Annotated in this window: 13 protein-coding genes; 3 read left to right on the top strand and 10 right to left on the bottom strand. The window is 47.0% G+C overall.

The window, feature by feature from the left end:
- Positions 1 to 13 precede the first annotated feature (13 nt).
- The 5 genes from ACJJIQ_RS23330 to rluD all read right to left on the bottom strand — a co-directional run bounded on the left by ACJJIQ_RS23330 (position 14) and on the right by rluD (position 9,106).
- Positions 14 to 3,079 (bottom strand): efflux RND transporter permease subunit, encoded by a 3,066-nt coding sequence (locus tag ACJJIQ_RS23330; RefSeq protein ID WP_445363145.1) that lies wholly within the window; start codon positions 3,077 to 3,079, stop codon positions 14 to 16.
- Between the two features lie 18 nt (positions 3,080 to 3,097).
- On the bottom strand, positions 3,098 to 4,204 hold the full coding sequence (locus tag ACJJIQ_RS23325) for an efflux RND transporter periplasmic adaptor subunit (protein WP_445363144.1): 1,107 nt from the start codon (positions 4,202 to 4,204) through the stop codon (positions 3,098 to 3,100).
- 207 nt (positions 4,205 to 4,411) lie between these two features.
- Positions 4,412 to 7,015 carry an ATP-dependent chaperone ClpB gene (clpB, locus tag ACJJIQ_RS23320; RefSeq protein WP_282934348.1) on the bottom strand — a complete coding sequence of 868 codons (2,604 nt, stop codon included), beginning with the start codon at positions 7,013 to 7,015 and terminating at the stop codon, positions 4,412 to 4,414.
- 282 nt (positions 7,016 to 7,297) lie between these two features.
- Positions 7,298 to 8,077: a peptidoglycan editing factor PgeF gene (gene pgeF / locus ACJJIQ_RS23315; protein WP_445363143.1), complete on the bottom strand. Its 780-nt coding sequence runs from the start codon at positions 8,075 to 8,077 to the stop codon at positions 7,298 to 7,300.
- Between the two features lie 75 nt (positions 8,078 to 8,152).
- The gene (gene rluD, locus ACJJIQ_RS23310) at positions 8,153 to 9,106 is read right to left on the bottom strand and encodes a 23S rRNA pseudouridine(1911/1915/1917) synthase RluD (RefSeq protein ID WP_445363142.1); all 954 of its coding nucleotides are present in this window, start codon (positions 9,104 to 9,106) and stop codon (positions 8,153 to 8,155) included.
- Between the two features lie 100 nt (positions 9,107 to 9,206).
- On the opposite strand from rluD, the gene ACJJIQ_RS23305 reads away from it, so the two are divergent.
- Positions 9,207 to 10,157: an outer membrane protein assembly factor BamD gene (locus ACJJIQ_RS23305; RefSeq protein WP_444906458.1), complete on the top strand. Its 951-nt coding sequence runs from the start codon at positions 9,207 to 9,209 to the stop codon at positions 10,155 to 10,157.
- A 57-nt stretch (positions 10,158 to 10,214) separates the two neighbouring features.
- Here the strand turns inward: ACJJIQ_RS23305 and ACJJIQ_RS23300 are convergent, their stop codons facing one another.
- Positions 10,215 to 11,843, bottom strand: a complete 1,629-nt coding sequence (locus tag ACJJIQ_RS23300; RefSeq protein ID WP_445363141.1) for an NAD+ synthase — start codon at positions 11,841 to 11,843, stop codon at positions 10,215 to 10,217.
- A gap of 92 nt (positions 11,844 to 11,935) precedes the next feature.
- On the opposite strand from ACJJIQ_RS23300, the gene ACJJIQ_RS23295 reads away from it, so the two are divergent.
- Positions 11,936 to 13,516: a sensor histidine kinase gene (locus tag ACJJIQ_RS23295; RefSeq protein WP_445363140.1), complete on the top strand. Its 1,581-nt coding sequence runs from the start codon at positions 11,936 to 11,938 to the stop codon at positions 13,514 to 13,516.
- Between the two features lie 116 nt (positions 13,517 to 13,632).
- Positions 13,633 to 15,024 carry a sigma-54-dependent transcriptional regulator gene (locus ACJJIQ_RS23290; protein ID WP_445364848.1) on the top strand — a complete coding sequence of 464 codons (1,392 nt, stop codon included), beginning with the start codon at positions 13,633 to 13,635 and terminating at the stop codon, positions 15,022 to 15,024.
- Between the two features lie 66 nt (positions 15,025 to 15,090).
- Here ACJJIQ_RS23290 and ACJJIQ_RS23285 read toward each other — a convergent pair whose 3' ends face one another.
- From ACJJIQ_RS23285 to ACJJIQ_RS23270, 4 genes are read right to left on the bottom strand one after another with little or no spacing between them, the layout of a single operon-like run.
- Positions 15,091 to 15,513 carry a type IV pilin protein gene (locus tag ACJJIQ_RS23285; protein ID WP_445363139.1) on the bottom strand — a complete coding sequence of 141 codons (423 nt, stop codon included), beginning with the start codon at positions 15,511 to 15,513 and terminating at the stop codon, positions 15,091 to 15,093.
- 13 nt (positions 15,514 to 15,526) lie between these two features.
- Positions 15,527 to 19,051 (bottom strand): pilus assembly protein, encoded by a 3,525-nt coding sequence (locus tag ACJJIQ_RS23280; protein WP_444895254.1) that lies wholly within the window; start codon positions 19,049 to 19,051, stop codon positions 15,527 to 15,529.
- Between the two features lie 24 nt (positions 19,052 to 19,075).
- A complete protein-coding gene (locus tag ACJJIQ_RS23275) occupies positions 19,076 to 19,624 on the bottom strand; it encodes a pilus assembly PilX family protein (RefSeq protein ID WP_444895255.1) in 549 nt (182 codons plus the stop codon).
- A gap of 14 nt (positions 19,625 to 19,638) precedes the next feature.
- On the bottom strand, positions 19,639 to 20,688 hold the full coding sequence (locus ACJJIQ_RS23270; RefSeq protein WP_444895256.1) for a PilW family protein: 1,050 nt from the start codon (positions 20,686 to 20,688) through the stop codon (positions 19,639 to 19,641).
- Between the last annotated feature and the right edge of the window lie 2 nt (positions 20,689 to 20,690).

The following is a 20,690-nucleotide window of genomic DNA, read 5'->3' as shown; positions in this document are numbered from 1 at the left end:
AGTGTAAAGAAACTCAGGAGGCCGCTACAGCCTCCGCCTCAAAATTCCGCCCAAGATACATATACATCGCCGGCACGACAAATAAAGTAAATAACGTTCCAATTGTCATACCGGTCGCCACTACCAAGCCCATTGCAAACCTTGCTCCTCCTCCTGGCCCCGACGCTATTAACAATGGAACCATCGCCAAAACCAGAGATGCGGTAGTCATTAAAATCGGTCGCAAACGGATTGAAGTGGCCTGCTCAATCGCTGATCGCTTATCAAGCCCTGAGAGCTGTAACTTATTGGCAAACTCCACTATCAGAATGCCGTGTTTGGAAATAACCCCAATCAGGGTAACCAGGCCCACTTGTGTGTAAATATTGAGAGTCGTCAATCCTAGACTGACAAAAATCATCGCTCCGCAAACACTCATCGGTACGGTGACCAACATAATCAAGGGATCGCGCCATGATTCAAATTGAGCAGCCAGCACCAAATAAATTACTATCAAGGCAAAGAAAAAGGTAACCACCAAATCTGATCCTTCAGTTTTGAACTGTCTGGACTGCCCCGAGTAGTCCACAGAATACTCGACCGGTAAGATTTCTTTTGCCGCATTATCCAACACCATCAGTGCTTCACCCAACGTAATTCCAGGGCGTGGCACACCCGAAATAGTGACGGCATTTAACTGTTGAAATCGCTTTAGTTGCTGTGGTTCAACAGTTTCCGTGAGCCTTATCAAAGTACTCACAGGAACCAACTTGTCGTTTACCGCCCGAATATAATATTGCTCCAACTGATCAGGGGTTAGGCGGTCAACTCTCTCGACTTGAGGGATAACTTTATAACTGCGATTATCCAGGGAAAAACGGTTAACATAAGCTCCGGATAACATCGCACCTAAGTCACGACTCAAGTCCACCATTTCCACACCCATACTGGCCGCTTTATCACGATCAATTTCTATTACAATTTTTGGCTTATCAATTTTCAGATCAGAATCTAGAAAAATAAACTTTCGACTCTCCAAAGCTCGGGTCATAATATCGCTTGCCACCGATGCCAGATTCTCCATGGGCTCTGTAGAACCGATAACAAATTCAACCGGAAGCTGCCCTCCCGCAGTTGGCAGACTTGGTGGCACCACAACGGCTATTTTTAACCCGGCTATTTGCTGTACATCACTGCTAATCAACTCCTGCATCTTTTCCGTATCGCGGTCTCTCCCTTCCCAAGGAGCCAAAACAAACCCGGCCACCGCATTATTAACACCACTACTGAAGGTGCCCGCCCCATTAAGCAGAAAAAGATTTTCAACCTCAGTAAATCTCTCAGCAATGACATTAAGTTCACCACTGTACTGTTCAACATAATCTAAAGTTGCGTAAGCATCGGCAGTAGAAATTGTAAGAACAAGCCCCCTATCCTCTGTAGGTTCAAGCTCTTGAGGGGACGTCACAAATAAGAAGTAACAACTTATCAATACAATTAAGCCGAAAACCAAAATAACTCGGCGCTCATCAAGAGAAGAATGGAGCGATTTTTCAAATCTCGTCTGAAGTCGATTAAATTGGCGTTCCAGCCAAATTTCAAACCGGGTACCTCCACCATCGCGAGGCTTTAATATTTTCGAGGCCATCATGGGAGATAAAGTAAGAGCGACCACTCCAGACAGTAATACGGCGCCAGCTAGGGAGAATGCAAACTCTATGAATAGGGTCCCGGTTAAACCACCAAGAAAACCAATAGGAATATATACTGCAATTAGCGTTGTAGTCATAGCCACTACAGGCCATGCCAACTCTCGAGCCCCTACGATCGCAGCCTCTTTTGGAGGCAAGCCCTCCTCTATATGTCGATGGACATTTTCCAGAACAATAATGGCATCATCAACAACAATTCCGATTGCCAGAACCATGCTTAGCAATGTGAGCAAGTTGATGGAAAATCCCATTAAAAACATTAAAAAGAATGCACCAACAAGAGAAAGCGGTAGTGCAATTGCTGGAATTAATACGCTTCGAACTGATCCCAGAAACAAATAAATCACCAAAATTACTATAAACACTGCTTCAACAATTGTTTTGACGACCTCTTCAATGGAGTCCTGAATATATTCAGTACTGTCGTAAGGAGTCTCGCCTAGCATACCCTCTGGCAACTGTGGAAAAATTTTCTGCTCCAACTCCTCGCGTACTTTTTTAATAACATCAAGGGAGTTCGCATCGGGTGCCACCTCAATAGCAATAAAAGTGGCCGATTGTCCGTTAAAAGTCACAGAGCTGTCATAGGATTCCGCTCCTAACTCTATCTCCGCCACTTCACCTAGACGAACCAACTTATCCCCATCGGCTCTAACCACTAGCTTGCGGAAATCCAATTGACGTGCAATATCTGTATCCGCACGTATTTCCAGTGCCACACGGGTTCCCTTTGTTGAACCAACTGCCGACAGAATATTATTATCCCTAAGCGCATCAGAAATATCCGCAGGTGTGACTTCCAATGCCGCCATCTCTGTCGGTTTTAACCAGACTCTCATTGCAAAGGTACTGTCCCCCAAAAGGCGAGCTCGCTGCACACCAGCTATAGTCGCCAATTTAGGTTGAACAACGCGTGTCAGATAATCCGTAATTTGATTATTAGCGAGAATATTTGAGGAAAAAGAAAGGTACATTGCAGCAGTGGTTTCTCCCTGCTGCATTTCCACGCTGGAATCCTCTGATTCATCAGGCAATTCACTGCGCAGCTTATTTACCTTGGCAACGACCTGAGTTAACACTTCATTTGGATCGTAATCAAAACGTACATAAACGTTTATCGTCGAGAGACCTTGCACGCTGGTGGAGACCATGTAATCGATACCATCTGCAGTAGCAATCTCTTGCTCAAGCGGCGTAGTAATAAACCCCTGCACTAGATCTGAGTCGGCACCAACATAAACGGTGGTTACTGTAATAACTGCATTTTCAAGTTCCGGGTACTGCCTGACATTTAATTCCGTTAGCGACCTTAAACCCAATAGAAAAATAAATAGGCTGACTACGCAGGCCAACACTGGTTTTCGAATGAAAATCTCTGTGAAATTCACAACCTATAAATTCCAGGTTTAACTATTTTCCGGTGTGGGGTCCGCGCTTTCTGGGGGTTGATTCTGATTATTGATAACCGCTTTCTCTCCATTGCGAAGTTTGAGTAATCCGCTGCTAGCCACTATATCCCCCACCAAAAGCCCTTGTGTAATTTCAACTAGATCCCCACGCTCCTCACCAGTTTTCACAAACCGTTTAACTGCGATCATATGCTCGCCATCTTTATCGGGCTCCAACACAAAAACCGCCACCCCATAGGGAGCAAAAGCCAATGCGGTTCTGGGAATAACGAGCACTTTTCGCTGTGCACTTATCTTTACGGATACCTGGGCAAACATCCCAGGACGTAAATCGTGTTGGGGATTTTCCAGAGTAGCTTGAATCAGAAAGTTTCTACTCGCACTATCCACTTGGGGGTCAACAGCGGTAATTCTTCCTTCGTAGGTATTTTTAGGGAAAGCATCTGTTGTCAACTGAATAGCAAGCCCAGCCTTAACCAAGGCATATTTTTGTTCAGGGAGGGAAAAATCAACAAAAATAGGATCAAGTTGCTGTAGAGAAACAACAGACTCCCCCGGGCTTACATTCTGCCCAAGATCGATTTGTCGAATTCCCAGTACTCCACTAAAAGGCGCCACGATAACTCGCTGATCCACCCTGGCCCGCTGCACTTCTATATTGGCAACCACCTGGTCCAAAGTACTGCGAGCGCTATCCAAATCTGCTTCGGTTGTTACACCTCGCCCCAGCAGAGTCTTGATCCGCACGTAATTACGACGGGCCAAGCGAAGCTCTGCATCCAACACCTGCAACTGCGCTTTTTCCGGTTCAGCAAAAATTTCCGCCAATAAATCGCCCTTACTAACATGCTGGCCCGACTTGAAGTGAATAGCGCTGATAACCCCCTGAGCTTCGGTAGTAACCTCTACACCATTAACAGCTCGAATGGTGCCTATTCCTTTCAGGTCTTCCTTCCAATATTGAAACTGGGCGGTTGCTGAAGTCACTGTGGCCGCAGGCAGGGCTAAGTTGTCTATGAACTGATTCACCATATGCCTGCCAATTAATTTATAAGCAAAAATTCCGCCGAAGAGCAAAAGGCATCCCAGCAGCATTAGCAACATACGCGTACTGATATCAGGCCCCCGTAAGGTGTCGTCAATAAAAACTATAAACTGATACTTGCAAGGGAAACTATGCGCTACGGAGGGGTACCCCTCTACGTAAATATCCGAACAAACGGATTAGCGCACCTGTGAGTATAGATATGGAGAGAGTGAGGAATCGGCGGGAGTTTAGGGGTGCACTATATGGCACCCCCAAGTGCTTTTTTATCGGAATACGGCTTTATCGCCTTCAACATCCGCACGGATTGTTGCTCCCGGGGAAAACTTACCGGCGAGAACATCTTGCGCCAGCGGGTTTTCCAGCCATACCTGAATAGCACGCTTTAATGGCCGTGCACCATAAACGGGATCGAACCCAACTTCTGCTAATTTATCCAGCAGACTTTCAGATACCTCTAATTTCAGGTCCCTCTCTGTCAGTCGACGGCAAAGTTGTTGCAACTGAATTTCGGCAATAGAGCGTACTTCTGCCTTATCCAGTGGATGGAAAACAACCACTTCGTCAATACGATTTATGAACTCTGGCCTGAAATGGTTCCCCACCACTTCCATCACCGCACTTTTCATCTGTCGATAACGAATTTCAGCGTCCAGGTCATCACCATTTTCAGCTGTGGCGTATTTTTGAATTAAATCTGAGCCAAGGTTTGAAGTCATTACGACAACGGTATTACGAAAGTCTACCGTGCGTCCCTGGCCGTCGGTCAGGCGGCCATCATCAAGAACCTGTAAAAGAATATTGAATACATCGGGATGCGCTTTCTCCACTTCGTCTAATAGCACAACAGAATAGGGCTTTCTCCGCACCGCTTCAGTCAGGTATCCCCCTTCTTCATAACCTACATATCCGGGAGGTGCGCCAATCAGTCGGGCAACAGAGTGCTTCTCCATAAATTCCGACATATCGATACGCACCATGGCATCTTCTGTGTCAAACAAGAACTGAGCCAATGCCTTGCATAATTCCGTCTTACCCACACCGGTTGGGCCGAGGAACAAGAATGAGCCATTGGGTCGGTTGGGATCAGCTAGTCCCGCCCTCGAGCGGCGTACGGCATTAGCAACCGCCTCCACCGCTTCCCCCTGTCCGATGACTCGCTTGTGCAACTCATCTTCCATTCGCAGTAGCTTTTCACGCTCACCTTCGAGCATCTTAGATACAGGAATACCCGTCCAGCGGGATACCACTTCAGCCACCTCTTCATCGGTCACCCGATTGCGCAGCAGGCGGGGTTCTTCAGAAGCTTCAGCGGTAGCGGCACTTTTAAGCTGTTGTTCAAGTTGTGGAATTACACCGTACTGTAATTCAGACATTCTATTGAGATCACCTGCACGCCGTGCAGACTCCATATCGAGCTTGGCCTGCTCGAGCTTTTCCTTGAGGTCGTGGCTGCCGGCAAGCTGTGCCTTCTCCGCCTTCCAAACCTCTTCAAGGTCGGAGTATTCCCGCTCCAGTTGTAGAATCTCTTCTTCCAGTTTCGACAGGCGTTTTTTAGTCGCCTCGTCATCCGTATCCTTTTTAACCGCCTCACGTTCAATCTTTAATTGAATTAAACGGCGCTCCAATTTATCCATGGATTCCGGTTTGGAGTCGATCTCCATGCGTATCCGGCTGGCGGCTTCATCAATAAGATCAATCGCTTTATCTGGTAATTGACGATCAGTGATATAACGCTGCGATAATTTTGTCGCGGCAATAATTGCAGAGTCGGTAATATCAACACCGTGGTGTACTTCGTAGCGTTCTTTTAATCCGCGCAGAATCGCAACCGTATCCTCTTCAGTTGGTTCATCAACCAATACTTTTTGGAAACGCCGCTCAAGCGCTGCATCTTTCTCAATATATTGCCGATACTCATCCAGAGTGGTTGCACCGACACAATGTAATTCCCCGCGGGCCAAAGCGGGTTTCAGCATATTTCCCGCATCCATGGCCCCCTCAGCTTTACCGGCACCCACCATCGTGTGGATCTCATCGATAAAGAGAATAATGCGACCTTCCTGTTTTGATAATTCGTTGAGTACTGCTTTTAATCGCTCTTCAAATTCTCCACGAAATTTTGCGCCCGCCAACAATGCCCCCAAATCCAGGGAAAGAAGACGTTTGTCCTTTAGCCCTTCCGGTACTTCACCATTGACGATACGTTGAGCGAGCCCTTCAACAATGGCAGTTTTACCAACACCCGGCTCACCAATTAGTACAGGGTTATTCTTGGTACGCCGCTGTAAGACTTGAATCGTCCGCCGTATTTCATCATCGCGGCCGATCACTGGGTCAAGCTTGCCGGCCAGAGCCCTCTCGGTCAGGTCGAGAGTATATTTATCCAGCGCCTGGCGCGCTTCTTCCGCATTGGGGTCATCCACTTTTTCGTCGCCACGCACTTTTTGAATTGCCGCCTCTAATTGTTTAATGTCGCCGTTGGCATTTAAGATTTTGGAAATCTCTCCCGCCGCAGAGTCGAAAGCCGCCAGTAATACAGTTTCACTGGAAATAAAACTGTCACCATTTTGTTGGGCTCGCTTGTCCGTAAGATTCATTAAGCGCATTAATTCCTGGGACATCCCCACATCACCCGTGGGGGAAGTCACCCGCGGCAAGCTATCCAACCGCTTAGCAAGATCATTGCGCAAGCCGTTTAGGTTAAATCCCGCCTGTGACAGGAATGCGGGTACGCTTCCGTTGTTCTGGTTAAGCAGTGCCAGAATCAAGTGCTCGGGATAAATCTGGTTATGGTCGCGCCCTACCGCCAGGGATTGCGCATCAGCAAATGCCGCCTGTAGCGGGTTTGTCATTCGGTCAATTCGCATGAACGAAACCTCTTTTACTCGATTTTTTCAAAAGCGCTGCAATAGTGGCACTAATTTGCCTTATACATTCGCTATGGTACTGACAAGTAAAATAGGGGCGCAGGAAGGGTTTTCAATGATTTAAATCAATAGCGGCATTTATTCTATGCAAAATGGTTTTGCGGCAAATCTATCTCTTATAATTTTTACAGCTCAGTCAACACCCAGCCTTGTAATTGCCCAAGCTGCCCCAATATTATCGATTGGCTTACACAGAAAAAATAAGCCATCTAGAACTTCAATTCAGTCTTTATCCCGCCATATCAAAGTTGCCATACGACCGGTTTCAGACTCTCTGCGGTAGGAAAAAAACTTCTCAGGTTCTGACATTGTGCAGAGCCCCCCGCCATACACCCCGCCATACACCTCGCCAATCCCCAGCTCTGCCAACTCCGCGCGAGCCAGGGCGTAAATATCTGTTAAAAAGTGCAGTGGTTTCTTAGTGTGTGGGCGGAAACAGCTAGCGATTTTTTCTGTGTGCCGACTGCTAATTGCATTTTCAAAGAATGCCTCGAGGACATCGATTCCGGTTTCAAAGGCCTCCGGGCCAATCGCTGGCCCCAACCAAACCATCAACTCCTCAGGATCACACTTCATCGCGCGTACGGTGTTGCGCAATATACCACCGGCCAATCCGCGCCACCCGGCATGGGCTGCTGCTACACGGGTACCACTCTTATCGCTTAACAAAACAGGCAAACAGTCTGCGGTTAACACGGCACAGACAACACCTCTTTTCATGCTAAAGCAGGCATCTGCGGTTCGAACTAAGGCGTCATCACTTGCCTCGACTACCTTGTCGCTATGGATCTGCTCCAGCCACTGCGGTTCTGAGGGCAACTCAAGCTCCCCCCTTAACTGTTGGCGATTGGCAGTAACAGCTGACTCCTTGTCCCCCACGTGAGCAGCAAGGTTAAAGGAGGAGAAATGGCCACAACTTTGGCCCCCAGTGCGTAGCGTCGTCGCCGCCCTCACCCCTGCGGGTGCGGGCCAATCGGGTATCAGGTAGTGGTTACTTGGCATTGAGATATCTTGCTTTGCGAAATTGTCCTTTCGAGAACCGGCGATAGGTGCCCAGGCGAATTTATAACCGGTACTTCAAGGTTCATCAGCGCGCAACTGATCGAGCAGTGCTTGCATGTCAGCAGGCATTGGCGCACACCAATGCACGTCCTGTCCACTGGTGGGATGCACTAGCGCTAGTTCAGCCGCATGCAGAGCCTGCCGAGGGAAGCTTTGGAGAGCTTCAACAAGGTCTGCCGAGGCCTCTGGAGGCAACTTTGGGCGGCCTCCGTAGAGTGGATCTCCCACGAGCGGGTGCCTGATATGGGCCATGTGTACCCGAATCTGATGAGTACGACCGGTTTCCAGCTTGCAGCGTAAGAGCGTGTAAGCACTGTAACGCTCCTGTACACGATAATGAGTGATCGCCTCTTTGCCGCCAAAGTCCAAAACAGCCATCTTGAGACGATTTTGACGATGCCGACCGATGGGCGCATCAACACGACCCGCAGTGGTGATATATCCTTGGACCAGGGCATCATACTGTCGACTCACCGTTCTCTGCTTTAATTGATCCACGAGATGGGTCTGAGCGGCCAAAGTCTTAGCCACAACCATCAGGCCACTGGTGTCCTTATCCAGCCGGTGAACAATACCGGCTCGGGGTATCAGCTCCTGTGCTGGATTGTGATAAAGCAGGCCATTGAGCAGAGTGCCGTCGGGGTTACCGGCAGCGGGGTGGACTACGAGGCCCGCGGGCTTATTGACCACCATCAGGCAGTCATCTTCGTACATAATATTGAGGTCGAGGTCCTGGGCAGCCCAGCTACCCTGGGGTTCCAGCTCTGCGCGAAGCTGGATAAGCTCGCCGCCAAAGAGCTTTTCCTTGGCCTTAGCTGGGGCTCCGTTTAAGGTGAGCTGACCGCCTTTGATCCACGATTGGAGGCGCGCGCGCGAAAAATCGGGAATTAATTCGGCTGCGGCCTGGTCTAAGCGTCGACCAGCCATATTGGCAGGAACTTGGATATCTAGTTTTAGGTGTTCAATCATCAATCAATTGCAAATACTTTGGGCAGCTCCGCGACTGTGGTTAAATGTCCGACGCGCCAGGTTAATACTGGTGGGTAGTTTAATAAGGTAGAGTGTAAGAATGATAGAGCGAGGGGCTATGCAGACCTGGAAAATGCTGTGGCTGGCCTTGGTGTCCGCAATATTGGTTGCCTGCGCCAACACAGATGATTCGGAAGTGGGCCTACCCACAGGTTCACGTACAGAGCAGGCATACTACGAGATGGCCCAGCGACAGCTGCGAACCAGCCAGTGGGATCTTGCCATCAGAAACCTGCGAGCCCTGGAAGACAACTTCCCATTCGGCAACTACGCGGAACAGGCTCAGCTTGAGCTGATCTATGCCTACTACCGCAACTATGAAAACGATGCTGCTATCGCCGCTGCAGACCGCTTTATCCGCCTACACCCCCAGCACCGCAATGTCGACTACGCCTACTATATGAAGGGCCTGTCGTCCTTTACTGAGGGCACAGGCCTGTTCGAGCGCTTTATGCCTACCGACTTAACCAGTCGCGATCCAGGATCGGCTCGAGAGTCATTCGCTTACTTCTCCCAGTTAATGGCCCGCTACCCTGAGAGCCGCTACGCTCCAGACGCGCAAAAGCGCATGATCCACTTGCGTAACCTGCTGGCCCGCTATGAAGTTCACGTGGCCAACTACTACTTTAAGCGCGGCGCCTACCTTGCAGCGGCCAATCGCGGCCGCTACATTGTGGAAAACTTCCAGCAGACACCCGCAATTCCCGATGCCCTGGCAGTTATGGTTCAAGGTTACCATTTGATGGAAATGCAAGATCTTGAGGCTAATGCCCTGGATGTGCTGCGTAATAACTATCCAAAGCACCCCGCTTTTAACGAAGACGGCACTTTCAACTACGACTTTTACAAAGGTCCGAGCGGCCGCAGTCTAGTGCACAGGGTCACCCTGGGCCTGTTTGAAAAATCTGATCCGCGGGGCTTTGACAGCCGGGAGCTCTACAATCCCGAATACAACCGGGACGAGACTCCCCTGCCTCCAGAGCTTCTGTAACTTATCACTTAAAAATAGAAACGGCGCCATTCGGCGCCGTTTCTATTTTCAGGATAGCTAGTCACCCAGCTTCCAGCCATTGGTGATGGGATAACGGCGATCCCTTCCAAATCCGCGTTCAGAAATGCGCACCCCGATGGCTGCCTGGCGCCTCTTGTACTCATTGCGTCCCACTAACCTGACCACACGCTCTACATCCTCTCTCTGGAAACCACGCTGAATGATTTCCTCAGCACTGTGGTCTTGATCAACATAGAGGTTGAGAATTTGATCCAGAATCTCATAAGGCGGAAGGCTGTCAGAATCCACCTGGTCCGGGGCCAACTCAGCACTGGGAGGGCGAGTAATAACCGTTTCAGGAATCACTTCAGAAATTGTGTTTCGATAACGGGCCAGCTCGAATACCAATACTTTGGGAACATCCTTCAGGGCATTGAATCCGCCTACCATATCCCCGTATAAGGTTGCGTAACCAACGGCCATCTCACTCTTGTTACCGGTGGTCAGGACCATCGCGCCCTTCTTATTGGAGATAGCCATCAAAAGAACACCACGAGAGCGGGCCTGCAGGTTCTCCTCAGTGGTATCCCTCTCACTGCCAGCAAATTCTTCAGCGAGAGCGCCCATAAACGAATCAAAGATGGGCTCGATACTAATTTCCCGATAGTGAACCCCCATTCTTTCCGCTTGATCGGCCGCATCGCCTTTACTCAGATCCGAGGTATAGCGAAACGGCATCATTACTGCCTCAACACGCTCTTTGCCCAGCGCATCGACCGCAACTGCCAATGTAAGAGCTGAGTCGATTCCACCCGACAACCCCAGTACAACACCATTAAAACCATTTTTATTAACGTAGTCGCGCACCCCAAGTACCAGGGCTTGGTACACGGAAGCCAAATCGCCTTGAGGAGAAGCAATTTCCCCAGGGAGTACCGTCAAATCCTGTCCCTGCAAAGATATGGAAGCTGGCAGCAACTGCTCTGTAAACTCCTCAGCCCTGGCACATACCTCTCCCTCAACGTCAACAACGATTGAGCCACCGTCAAAAACCAGCTCGTCCTGACCACCGCACCAGTTTACATAGGCAATGGGGACTCCGGCATTTCTTGCCTGCCTGGAAACCAATTCCAACCTCTGCTGAGCCTTGCCCCGATGGAAAGGTGATGCATTGATGTTGAGAATCAACTTGGCTCCAGCATCGACTGACTGCTTGATGGGCTCTGGAAACCAAATATCCTCACAAACACTCAGCCCCACAGGAACTCCCTTGATATGCACTACACAGGGAGATTTACCCGGTTTGAAGTAACGCTTTTCATCAAAGACCTGATAGTTAGGCAGCTTCTGTTTGGCATATTCTGCGATTAACTCTCCCTCAACTATTACCCCCGCCATATTGAACATAACGCCATCGAGCAACTTGGGGTAACCCACAACAATGGCACAGGGCAGATCTGCAGTTTTGAGTTCATCCAATGCCGTATCAATACGAATCTGCATACTGGGTCGCAACAACAAGTCTTCAGGAGAGTAACCGCACAGGGTCAGCTCCGGAAAAAGTACCAAGTCAGCACCCAGTTCCTGGTACGCTCGGCGCGTAATTTCTATCACCTGCTTGGTATTCCCTGGAATATCTCCCACCAGGGAATTGATTTGTGCCAGCACTAACTGCAAAGTAGACATCGTTGAACCTCGGACAAGACAGGCCGCTATTGTAACCTTATCGGGGTAACAACAGCAGCGGCTCACCACTACAAGAATACCGGGCATCTACAGTGAGCAGTTCCCAAACATCCCCCCAACAACACCATGAGCTTTTGCGCATAAGCGCAATCTACCGAGTAGCAATAGCCCTAGTTCTGCTAGGAGTATTCTACTCCGACATAGGTGGAGGCTCACTTGGCACGTACTTGCCAACACTATTTATATATACAACATCTTCCTATGCCCTTCTGAATGTGGCGTGGTTACTATTTTTACGCCAGAAGGCTTACCAGACAAATAGCAGCCAAGTTGGGATTATTTTGGGCTGTGACATTTTGGTTTTCTTGTTATTGATCGAGGCTAGTGGAGGGCTAAACTCTGGCCTCGGTTATTTACTGCTTATCAGTTGTTCAATCGGTGCCATCCTACTTGATAAGCGCCTCAGTGCATTTTTTGCGGCCATTGCCAGCTTGGGTGTTATCGCACTCCAGCTTTACCATTTACTAACTGAATCGGGTTCTAGCCAGGAGATTGTGTCTGCTGGCGGACTAGGTCTACTACTATTTGTAACCGTAAGTGCCATCCAATACCTATCGGAACGTATTCGTAAAGCTAATATTCGCGCAGACAAACAAAGCCGCCAGGCTGCACACCTTCAACGCCTGGCTCAAGAAATCATTGAAAGAATGAATACCGGTGTATTAGTTTTAGGCCCTACTTACAAGCCAGAACTGATCAATAAATCAGCAAGAAGATTACTAGAAAACCAAATCGATACAGCACATGACTACCATGCAGAGCTGAGGCAAAAGGTTAAGGAATGGCGCAGTCATAAGAGTCAAAATAATGTCCTTATCCCCGCAAAAAATGGAGACGAGCTTCATGCAAACTTTTCAGAATTACAGCATGACACGGGTCATAGCACATTAGTTTTTGTGGAGGACAACCGGAAGCTGGCAGAGGCAGCCCAAAAGCTCAAACTCGCCTCCCTGGGCCAACTAACAGCTTCAATTGCTCACGAAATACGTAACCCCTTAGCGGCAATCAAACACGCCGCACAGCTACTATCGGAGTCCCCAGAATTAAAAGAAGAGGACCACCAATTAACAGACATAATTTGTCGCCAAAGCCAGCGCATCAATCAGATTGTTGAAAACGTAATGCAGCTTTCACGAAAGCGCGCCCACTCAGCCCAAAAATATGAGCTGGGGGCTTGGCTCAAGCAATTCTTAGTAGACTTCAATGCCGGGAAAGCGGATGACCTCGTCGAGTTGGACGCTATAGGGCAGGTGCCACTGGTATATTTTGACTCCGCACAATTGTCACAAGTAGTCACCAACTTAACAGAGAACGCCTTGGAACACTCAAAACTAGCTACAGGAGTGGGCCATGCCTCTATTAGTGCTTACTACAATATGGAGCGCAAGAATACAGTTTTAGAGATCAAAGATCTTGGTAAGGGTGTACCTGAAGAGGTTCTCAATAAAATATTTGAGCCATTTTTCACAACAGGAAAAAACGGCAGTGGACTGGGCCTATATATCGCGCGCGAGCTATGTGAAGCCAACAACCTTACCCTCTATCACTGCCGGAGTAGTGATAACAAAAGTTGTTTTAGGATTGAATTTTCCAACTGTGAAGAAGTTACTTGATCTGGCTCATAGATTTTTTTCGACCTATGAGCCATTATGCTATAGAGATTTCTGACATAATTTCAGTTAGTAAGCCGCCAAATAATTTCACCGCAACAAGAAAAGACAAAGAAATAATGCGACCTCTGGCACTGGTTGTTGACGACGAACCAGATATTTGTAACTTAATTAGCCTAACACTTAAGCGAATGGATGTAGACTGTCACAGTGCAGGCACGCTCGCACAAGCAAAGGAACTGCTACACAACCATAGCTATCAATTTTGCCTCACAGATTTACGACTTCCTGATGGCGATGGCTTACAACTGGTTGAATATATTCAGCAAGTTGTCGAGACACATCTGCCTATAGCGGTCATAACCGCTCACGGGAATATGGATAGTGCAATCAAAGCATTGAAGCTGGGCGCATTTGACTTTGTTAGTAAACCTGTTGATTTAGAGCGCTTAAGGAATCTTGCTCAACTGGCCCTCCGGTTGAATCATCAACAAAGCGACGAGTTAACCCAAAGTGACACAGAGTTGTTATTGGGTGATGCTGGTAACATGCGTATACTAAGGAATCAACTGGCAAAAGTTGCACGCAGTGATGCACCTATATTTATCAGCGGTGAATCCGGATCGGGGAAAGAGCTTGCAGCTCGATCCATCCATCAGCACGGAGCCAGAGCTGATAAGCCTTTTGTCCCGATTAATTGCGGAGCGATTCCAAAAGAATTAGTAGAAAGTGAGTTTTTTGGGCATCGAAAAGGTAGCTTTACTGGCGCTTATAAGGACAAGGTCGGCTTACTTCAAAGTGCAGAGGGAGGAACTCTGTTTCTCGATGAAATCGCTGACCTTCCCCTGGATATGCAAGTCAAGCTACTTAGGGTTATACAAGAAAAATCTGTTCGTCCTATTGGCGCAAACCAGGAAATCCCTATTGACATTCGCATTCTGAGCGCGACTCATAAAAATCTAGCTACTGAAGTGGCGGAAGGGCGCTTTCGTAGCGACCTCTACTATCGAATCAATGTTATAGAGATCTCTATACCTCCACTACGTGATCGTGTTGAAGATATTCCTGTTCTTGCACAAGCTTTCATGCAAAGAATTGCACGGAAGTCCGGCCTACCCCGACCGAAAATACATCCTCAAGCAATGTTAGCCCTTCAAAAATTTCATTTTCCAGGAAATGTTAGGCAGCTAGAAAATATTCTCGAAAGGGCTTTCACTTTATGCGAAAAGAGAGAAATTAAAGAGTCAGACCTTAAGCTTGATCAAAATACGGCATCAGCAAAAGAGCTTCCTGAGCTTAGCCAGTTCCCCGTCATGCCTGTTCCTTCACGACAGTTATTTGAGTCCTCTCAATACACAACGATTGATGAATATCTACAAGAGATAGAAAAAGAAGTTATAGAGAGCGCACTAAGCAAGACAAGATGGAATAGAACTGCGGCAGCAGAGCGCCTTGGAATCAGCTTTCGCTCACTTCGATATCGACTAAAGAAATTAGGTCTAGAAACCTAACCTGCTAGATTGAGTAGCTCCATAAAAAAGAGCTACTCAATATTTATCTTATAATTTCACAAAGAATTACCAACAGTCTCCACTACTAGCACTTTTTACACCTGCCTGAGTTAAAGTAAAACTAGCACAGCTACTGTCACCCGCTTGAACCGAGCCCGACTGAGGCGCTGCCGTCAATGTATAGGTTGTCGCCGTTAGAACACCCGAAATAGAATAAAGGTCATTTTCCGTTGATAGGGTATTCCCACTAGATATTTCACCGGCAACAGAACAGTTAGCATCATCATAAGCGCTAAAAGCCGTAAAGCAGCGTTGCAAACGCTGCGCCACATCATTTAGTTCAGTTTTAGCCTCTGCACGATTACTTTTCCTAACAGAATCCATATAGGAGGGGTAAGCAATTGCCCCTAAGATTCCAATTATTGCAACAACCACTAAAACTTCTATTAACGTAAATCCGTAATTTATACTCAAACTAGAATTCTTCATAAAATGCTACTCTTTATGGTTGCCGCCAAGATAAACGATCATTTAATCGCTCCAAAGCGCCATCAAATGAGTCCACAGGAGAGCCTGACGTATCTGAGTAAGGGATAAATACTTTTTTCCCTGCAATAATAACATCAGAAAAAGCGATGGTAGCGCTATCTTCTTTCGTGTTGGGCTCATCCAGGATACTCTCATTTGCAAACCTGGGATCGCCTAGCCCAATAAGTTCCATAGTCCAGCCTGTTGCACCGTAAGCACAAGGATCCTTAGATGGAGTTAGAGTCGGAAAAATTAAGCGATCTCGAATTAATAGGGGCTTACTGATAATTCTTTCACCTGTTACATTTACAGTAGATCCAGAAACCGCCCCAAAATCTAAATACCATCCCTTTTTAGTATCCCACCAAGAGGTATCGCTATCCCCGTTAATGGTTCTCGAACCAGAAGACTCTGAGATAGTTTTCTCAAACAACTCTGACCTATCTGTAGATGTGATATTAGTGTCGTTATCAACAATGCCATAAAAAGTATGGACCACATCCCCTTCCCCGTCATCAGCTGAAGATAAATAACTACCGGTACCAAAGTACACCATAATAGCATTATCCACCTTCGAATTGGCTCCCAGCACTGGCGCTGCGGTGATAGGCTGTGGGCGGCCATTAATATCATTTGCAGTGAATAGGGGCTCGGGGGATGAATCGCTTCCAAATGCAACCTTCCAACTGCTCTCAGATTCACTGCTTAGATCAAACTTCCACATATTGCCGTAAATATCACCTGCATATGCAGCTCTAACTATTCCGTAGATATCAGGTAATAGTGATGGCCCAGCCAAACCGTTATTGGTTGAGCTACCGGCCTCTAATACTTCAATATCGCTCGGATCAGCCAAGTCAACAATCACTAATGAAGCAGCATCATTATCGGAGTTGTATCCATTTCCAAAAATTAACTTCCAGCCCGCTGGTGTAGGCGCAATAAGCGGTTGCCCAATAATATTTCCTATACTGTCATCATCTGAACTATCCAGTTCAAACAGAACTTCTGGGCTCGATGGGTTAGTTACATCAAGAACAAACAGGCCCTCTGATCCAGCACCGTAAGTGCCCACTAAAATATTCCGCCATGACTCACTGGCGCCCTTCTTAAAGTAGGCATCGCTTACATATAAGGGACCATCCACAATATACTCATGGGGGTTAGATTCAGTGCCGTAATCAGTCTCTGTTAAATCAGCCAACTTTTCATAAGCGCCCGATGGTATATAAGCAAACTCCTCGACACCAGTGGCAGAGTTTAGCCCATGCAACATTCCATCGTTGGCACTCACATAGAGAATTTCTTTCGAGCGAGCTTCTTTAGTATCTGATAAGTAAGAAGCGTATTTGTCTCCACCAAGGTAAGTGGGTAGAGACGAATAATACATATCCTTATTATCCGCTAATGCTGGGCTGCTATTAACAACATCACCCAACAAATAAGTTCGGCTACGCATTCCTGAGATCGATTTACCCCACAGCCATTCCAAACGCTCCTCACCGACAGAATCACTATCAGTTCCAATCAGGGCTGATTTTTGTTTGTCTGTTAAATTATTCCAAGTAAAACTCACTGTGTCGGAGCCATCATAGGTGAGTATCGTTCGACCCGACGTGGGTATTTTCCCTGAGGACGAGGTACTCCACTTAGGGGTATCGCTCAAGTCTCCATCTGTATCCATCGCAAAAGCTTTGACTTCACCACTCCAGTCGTTTGAATCAAATAGCGCTTGGAAAACCAATGTATCAGTTCCCAAGCGAGTGGAGTTGGCAGCAACCGCTGATGACGATCCAGCGCGCCCGCTAATATTACTTAATACTGCGGTTAGTTGATCGGCGAAAGTTTTGGAATCACTTGCGCTGTAGAAACCTCCACGACTATTCAGAGAGGCATGTAATAGATCGTCTAATTTATTTGCATTAATATTGGAGTCTGTATAACTGGGATCTGGATCTCCCCAGGAAATAGCGGTACTGGTATCAATCGCATTAAATGCGGTAGTCGGGTCAACGTTGCCTGTAACTCCAAGCGCAACCCCAAAAGTCACCATATGTTGCCAGGTGGCTGTATCAATACTTCCTTCAGCTTGGTTTACACTATTTGATAGATTGGTGTTTAAGTCAGTTTTCCAATAATGCATGGCAATATCTGCCAATGTATTCGCATATGAATCAGAGAATGGCGCGCCATAGGCTCCATCCACATTGCCGTAGTAACTAACCTCGTCACTACCATAATCATTACCATAACCATCTGTCATCAGAATGGTATAGCTGGATCTACAGGCTATATCTGAACTAGTGCTACCGCTTTCTCCAGGTGTTGAAGACCAAGGCCCCCTGCTATCCGTGCGACTGTAGTACTTACCCGCTGCTTCCAGAGCGTTTAATAAAGGAGTCCCTTCTGAAGGAATCGTTGTTCCATACAGTCTCTCAAAGAAATTCTCTCTATCGGTATCCTTAAAAGTTCGCACCCCCTCTAGGACCACATCAGTGCTATAGCCATCAATAGTTTTACTACCAGTATTAAGTGTACCAAAACCTACGCGCAACCCCTCCCCTTGAGCTGAAAAAGCATGTCCGATCCCTGCCCGGGACATCAATACACGAGAGCGATGGTAGCTATACCAGTTAGCAAAATTCTGAATTTCCTCTGCATAGGTACAAGCACTTGAATCTGCACAGTCCGTTCGCGCACTGCCCCCCGCATAGGTACTTCCATCATTCTTAATTTGGATGCGATCATAGCTACTAGACAAATAAACGTCTGATGAAGCTGTACCTTTATAATTAAAATAGGTAGCGGGATAGAAAGTAAGGTCTCCGCTCTCACACAGATTGCTTGATGAATTACTTGAATCCTTAGTAGCGCTATTTTTTATCCAACAATTTGCACTCTGCGTATTATTTACCGTGAGGTTGCGCCAGCCTTTAGAGGTATCATACGGATTGTGATATGCCTTCTGAGGATTTGCATCAGAAAATTCATTGCCATTTTCATCCTCCTCAGCCCATGGAAGATACAAAATAGTCGGATCATAATAAGATTTGTTATTGTATGAAGAGCGATAATAGGCAGCCCATTTATTGTCACTGTCAAATTTTGCTATTGTCTGTTTATCATTGGAGCCATTCCAATAATCACAACCGGAAGTCGAAGAGCTATTGTAAGGGCAGGGCGTTAATCGCACAGCAGAATTACTACTGCCAGCCTCAGTCTGCGGAAAGGTATAACGGACCGGATAAGAGTCGTTATAAGTACGACCTCTTCTATGTACAGGAACATAAAAATAGTCGGTAATTTCCGAGGGAGTAACTTCAAATTGCATTGATCCAGAGTCATCCAAAATAAACATAATATTTGGATCAACAGAAGTACTTAAAAACAGTGGCTGTTGGGAAAAATCAATAGATACCGCACTATGTGATATTCCTAAACTTAAAAATGCGGCCGTAATTGTCGAGGCGCTTTTTAATTTTTTTACAAGACTAATCATAATCATTATTCCAAGCGCAAATTATTAACGAACAGCATTAGACTGGAGAATTACTACGGTACTATCGCTACCGCCGACACCGCGACTGGTAATTCGGTAGTACTCTGGCGGCTCTTCACCAGCTAAGCAAGCCTGATCAATACAGCCACCGTCATTAGCATTCCACTTTGCCCCCTTAAATCTCTCGACGACATAAACCGGCTGGCTGGCAACCCCACTGAGTTCGAGATCGGTCGAAACCGAGACGCTGTCCCAGTCATAATCCAGCCAAAACTCAGTCGCAGAAGAGCCGTCCATTTCTTCAACATATCCAACATTAGTTCCATCGTAAAGCTGGCTTATCGAACGGTCAAAGTCCTCTACCAGCCTAACTTCAGCAACCCGCAATGCAGCTTCAGCCGCCTGGAATGCAAGCTGGCGATCGCGCATATTACCGGCCATTAACTCCTGCATACCACTTCCGCGAATCGCCGCCAGCCCGATAAAAGTCATCAGTAGTAAAATAATCAGCCCAACAAGCAATGTTGCCCCACCTTGCTGTTGCAGGCTTTTAACATAAGGTCTTTCTTTCATTTCCCTACCTCCAATTACGGCAAACTACGGCTACGGAGAGATACAATACTCGTGAAGACCTGGCGCAGGCGCCTATCGCCTGGATCGAGATCCTCCTCTCCATTGAAACTGTATAGCTGCGTGTCCTGAAGTACATTATCGTCGTCTGAGGAAACCAATAACTCCACCCTAATACTGACTAATCTTTCCCAGCCTTTACTGGAAATTTCTTTTGCGGTCTTAAACTCATCTGGGTTATTAGTATCCAAGCCGTAAGTGATCTGCATTTGTTCAACTCCAGTTAAGAGTTCTTGAGATTCACCATTTATCTCTCGAAACAAACTTGGGCGACCGGAGGTACCATTATCGATATAATAAAATGTACTGGTTGTTACAAAAACCTGTGCATCTTGATCGAAATAATGGCCTTGGTTTTTTTCACTTTCGTTAAAGACTCCATAGCCCTTTTTATTTCCCGGTGTAAAGCCATCGGCATCTGAGTGGTATAGCCCAACCTCCCCAGGCCTACTTCCACTATCAAACCCAGTCACTTGGAAAGCTAGCGCTTTTGTACAATCGGCAATTATCGCAATATCACTGGCACAAATACCGCTGTATTTATCTTTACCTTCATCGCAGCCATCTTTTTCGACTTCGGTATTTTCAATATAAAATCGATCTCTCGATGTTGCGCCAGTTACTGCCACAGCCGCCTCATTCGCGCTTCGCAACAACAAAACATCCGAATCTCCGGAATGGTTTGGATAGCTTGGATCGACTTGGTCGTGATCGATTCCCTCTGCGGGATCAGCAAAATTATAAAGCGTTGATTCGCTATCATTTAATATGTTTTCAAAATCACCGGTCGCGGCATTCATACAGCCGAGAAAACCGGCCATACGTATATCTTCACTCATAAAATCAATTGCAAGGCGTCCAGTTTCCTGCACCCTAGCGATGGCCTGCTGGGTAGTGAATGTGACTTTACTCGACAAAAAAAGCTGTACCACTCCAGCCATCAATATCAAACCAACGGTAATAGATACCATGAGTTCAACAAGTGAGATTCCTCGCTGCTTAAACATTA

Source organism: Microbulbifer maximicatervae (SeqCode) (assembly GCF_052468295.1).
Note: the sequence above shows the minus strand (reverse complement) of the source record. Positions and strands in the feature narration are given on the sequence as shown.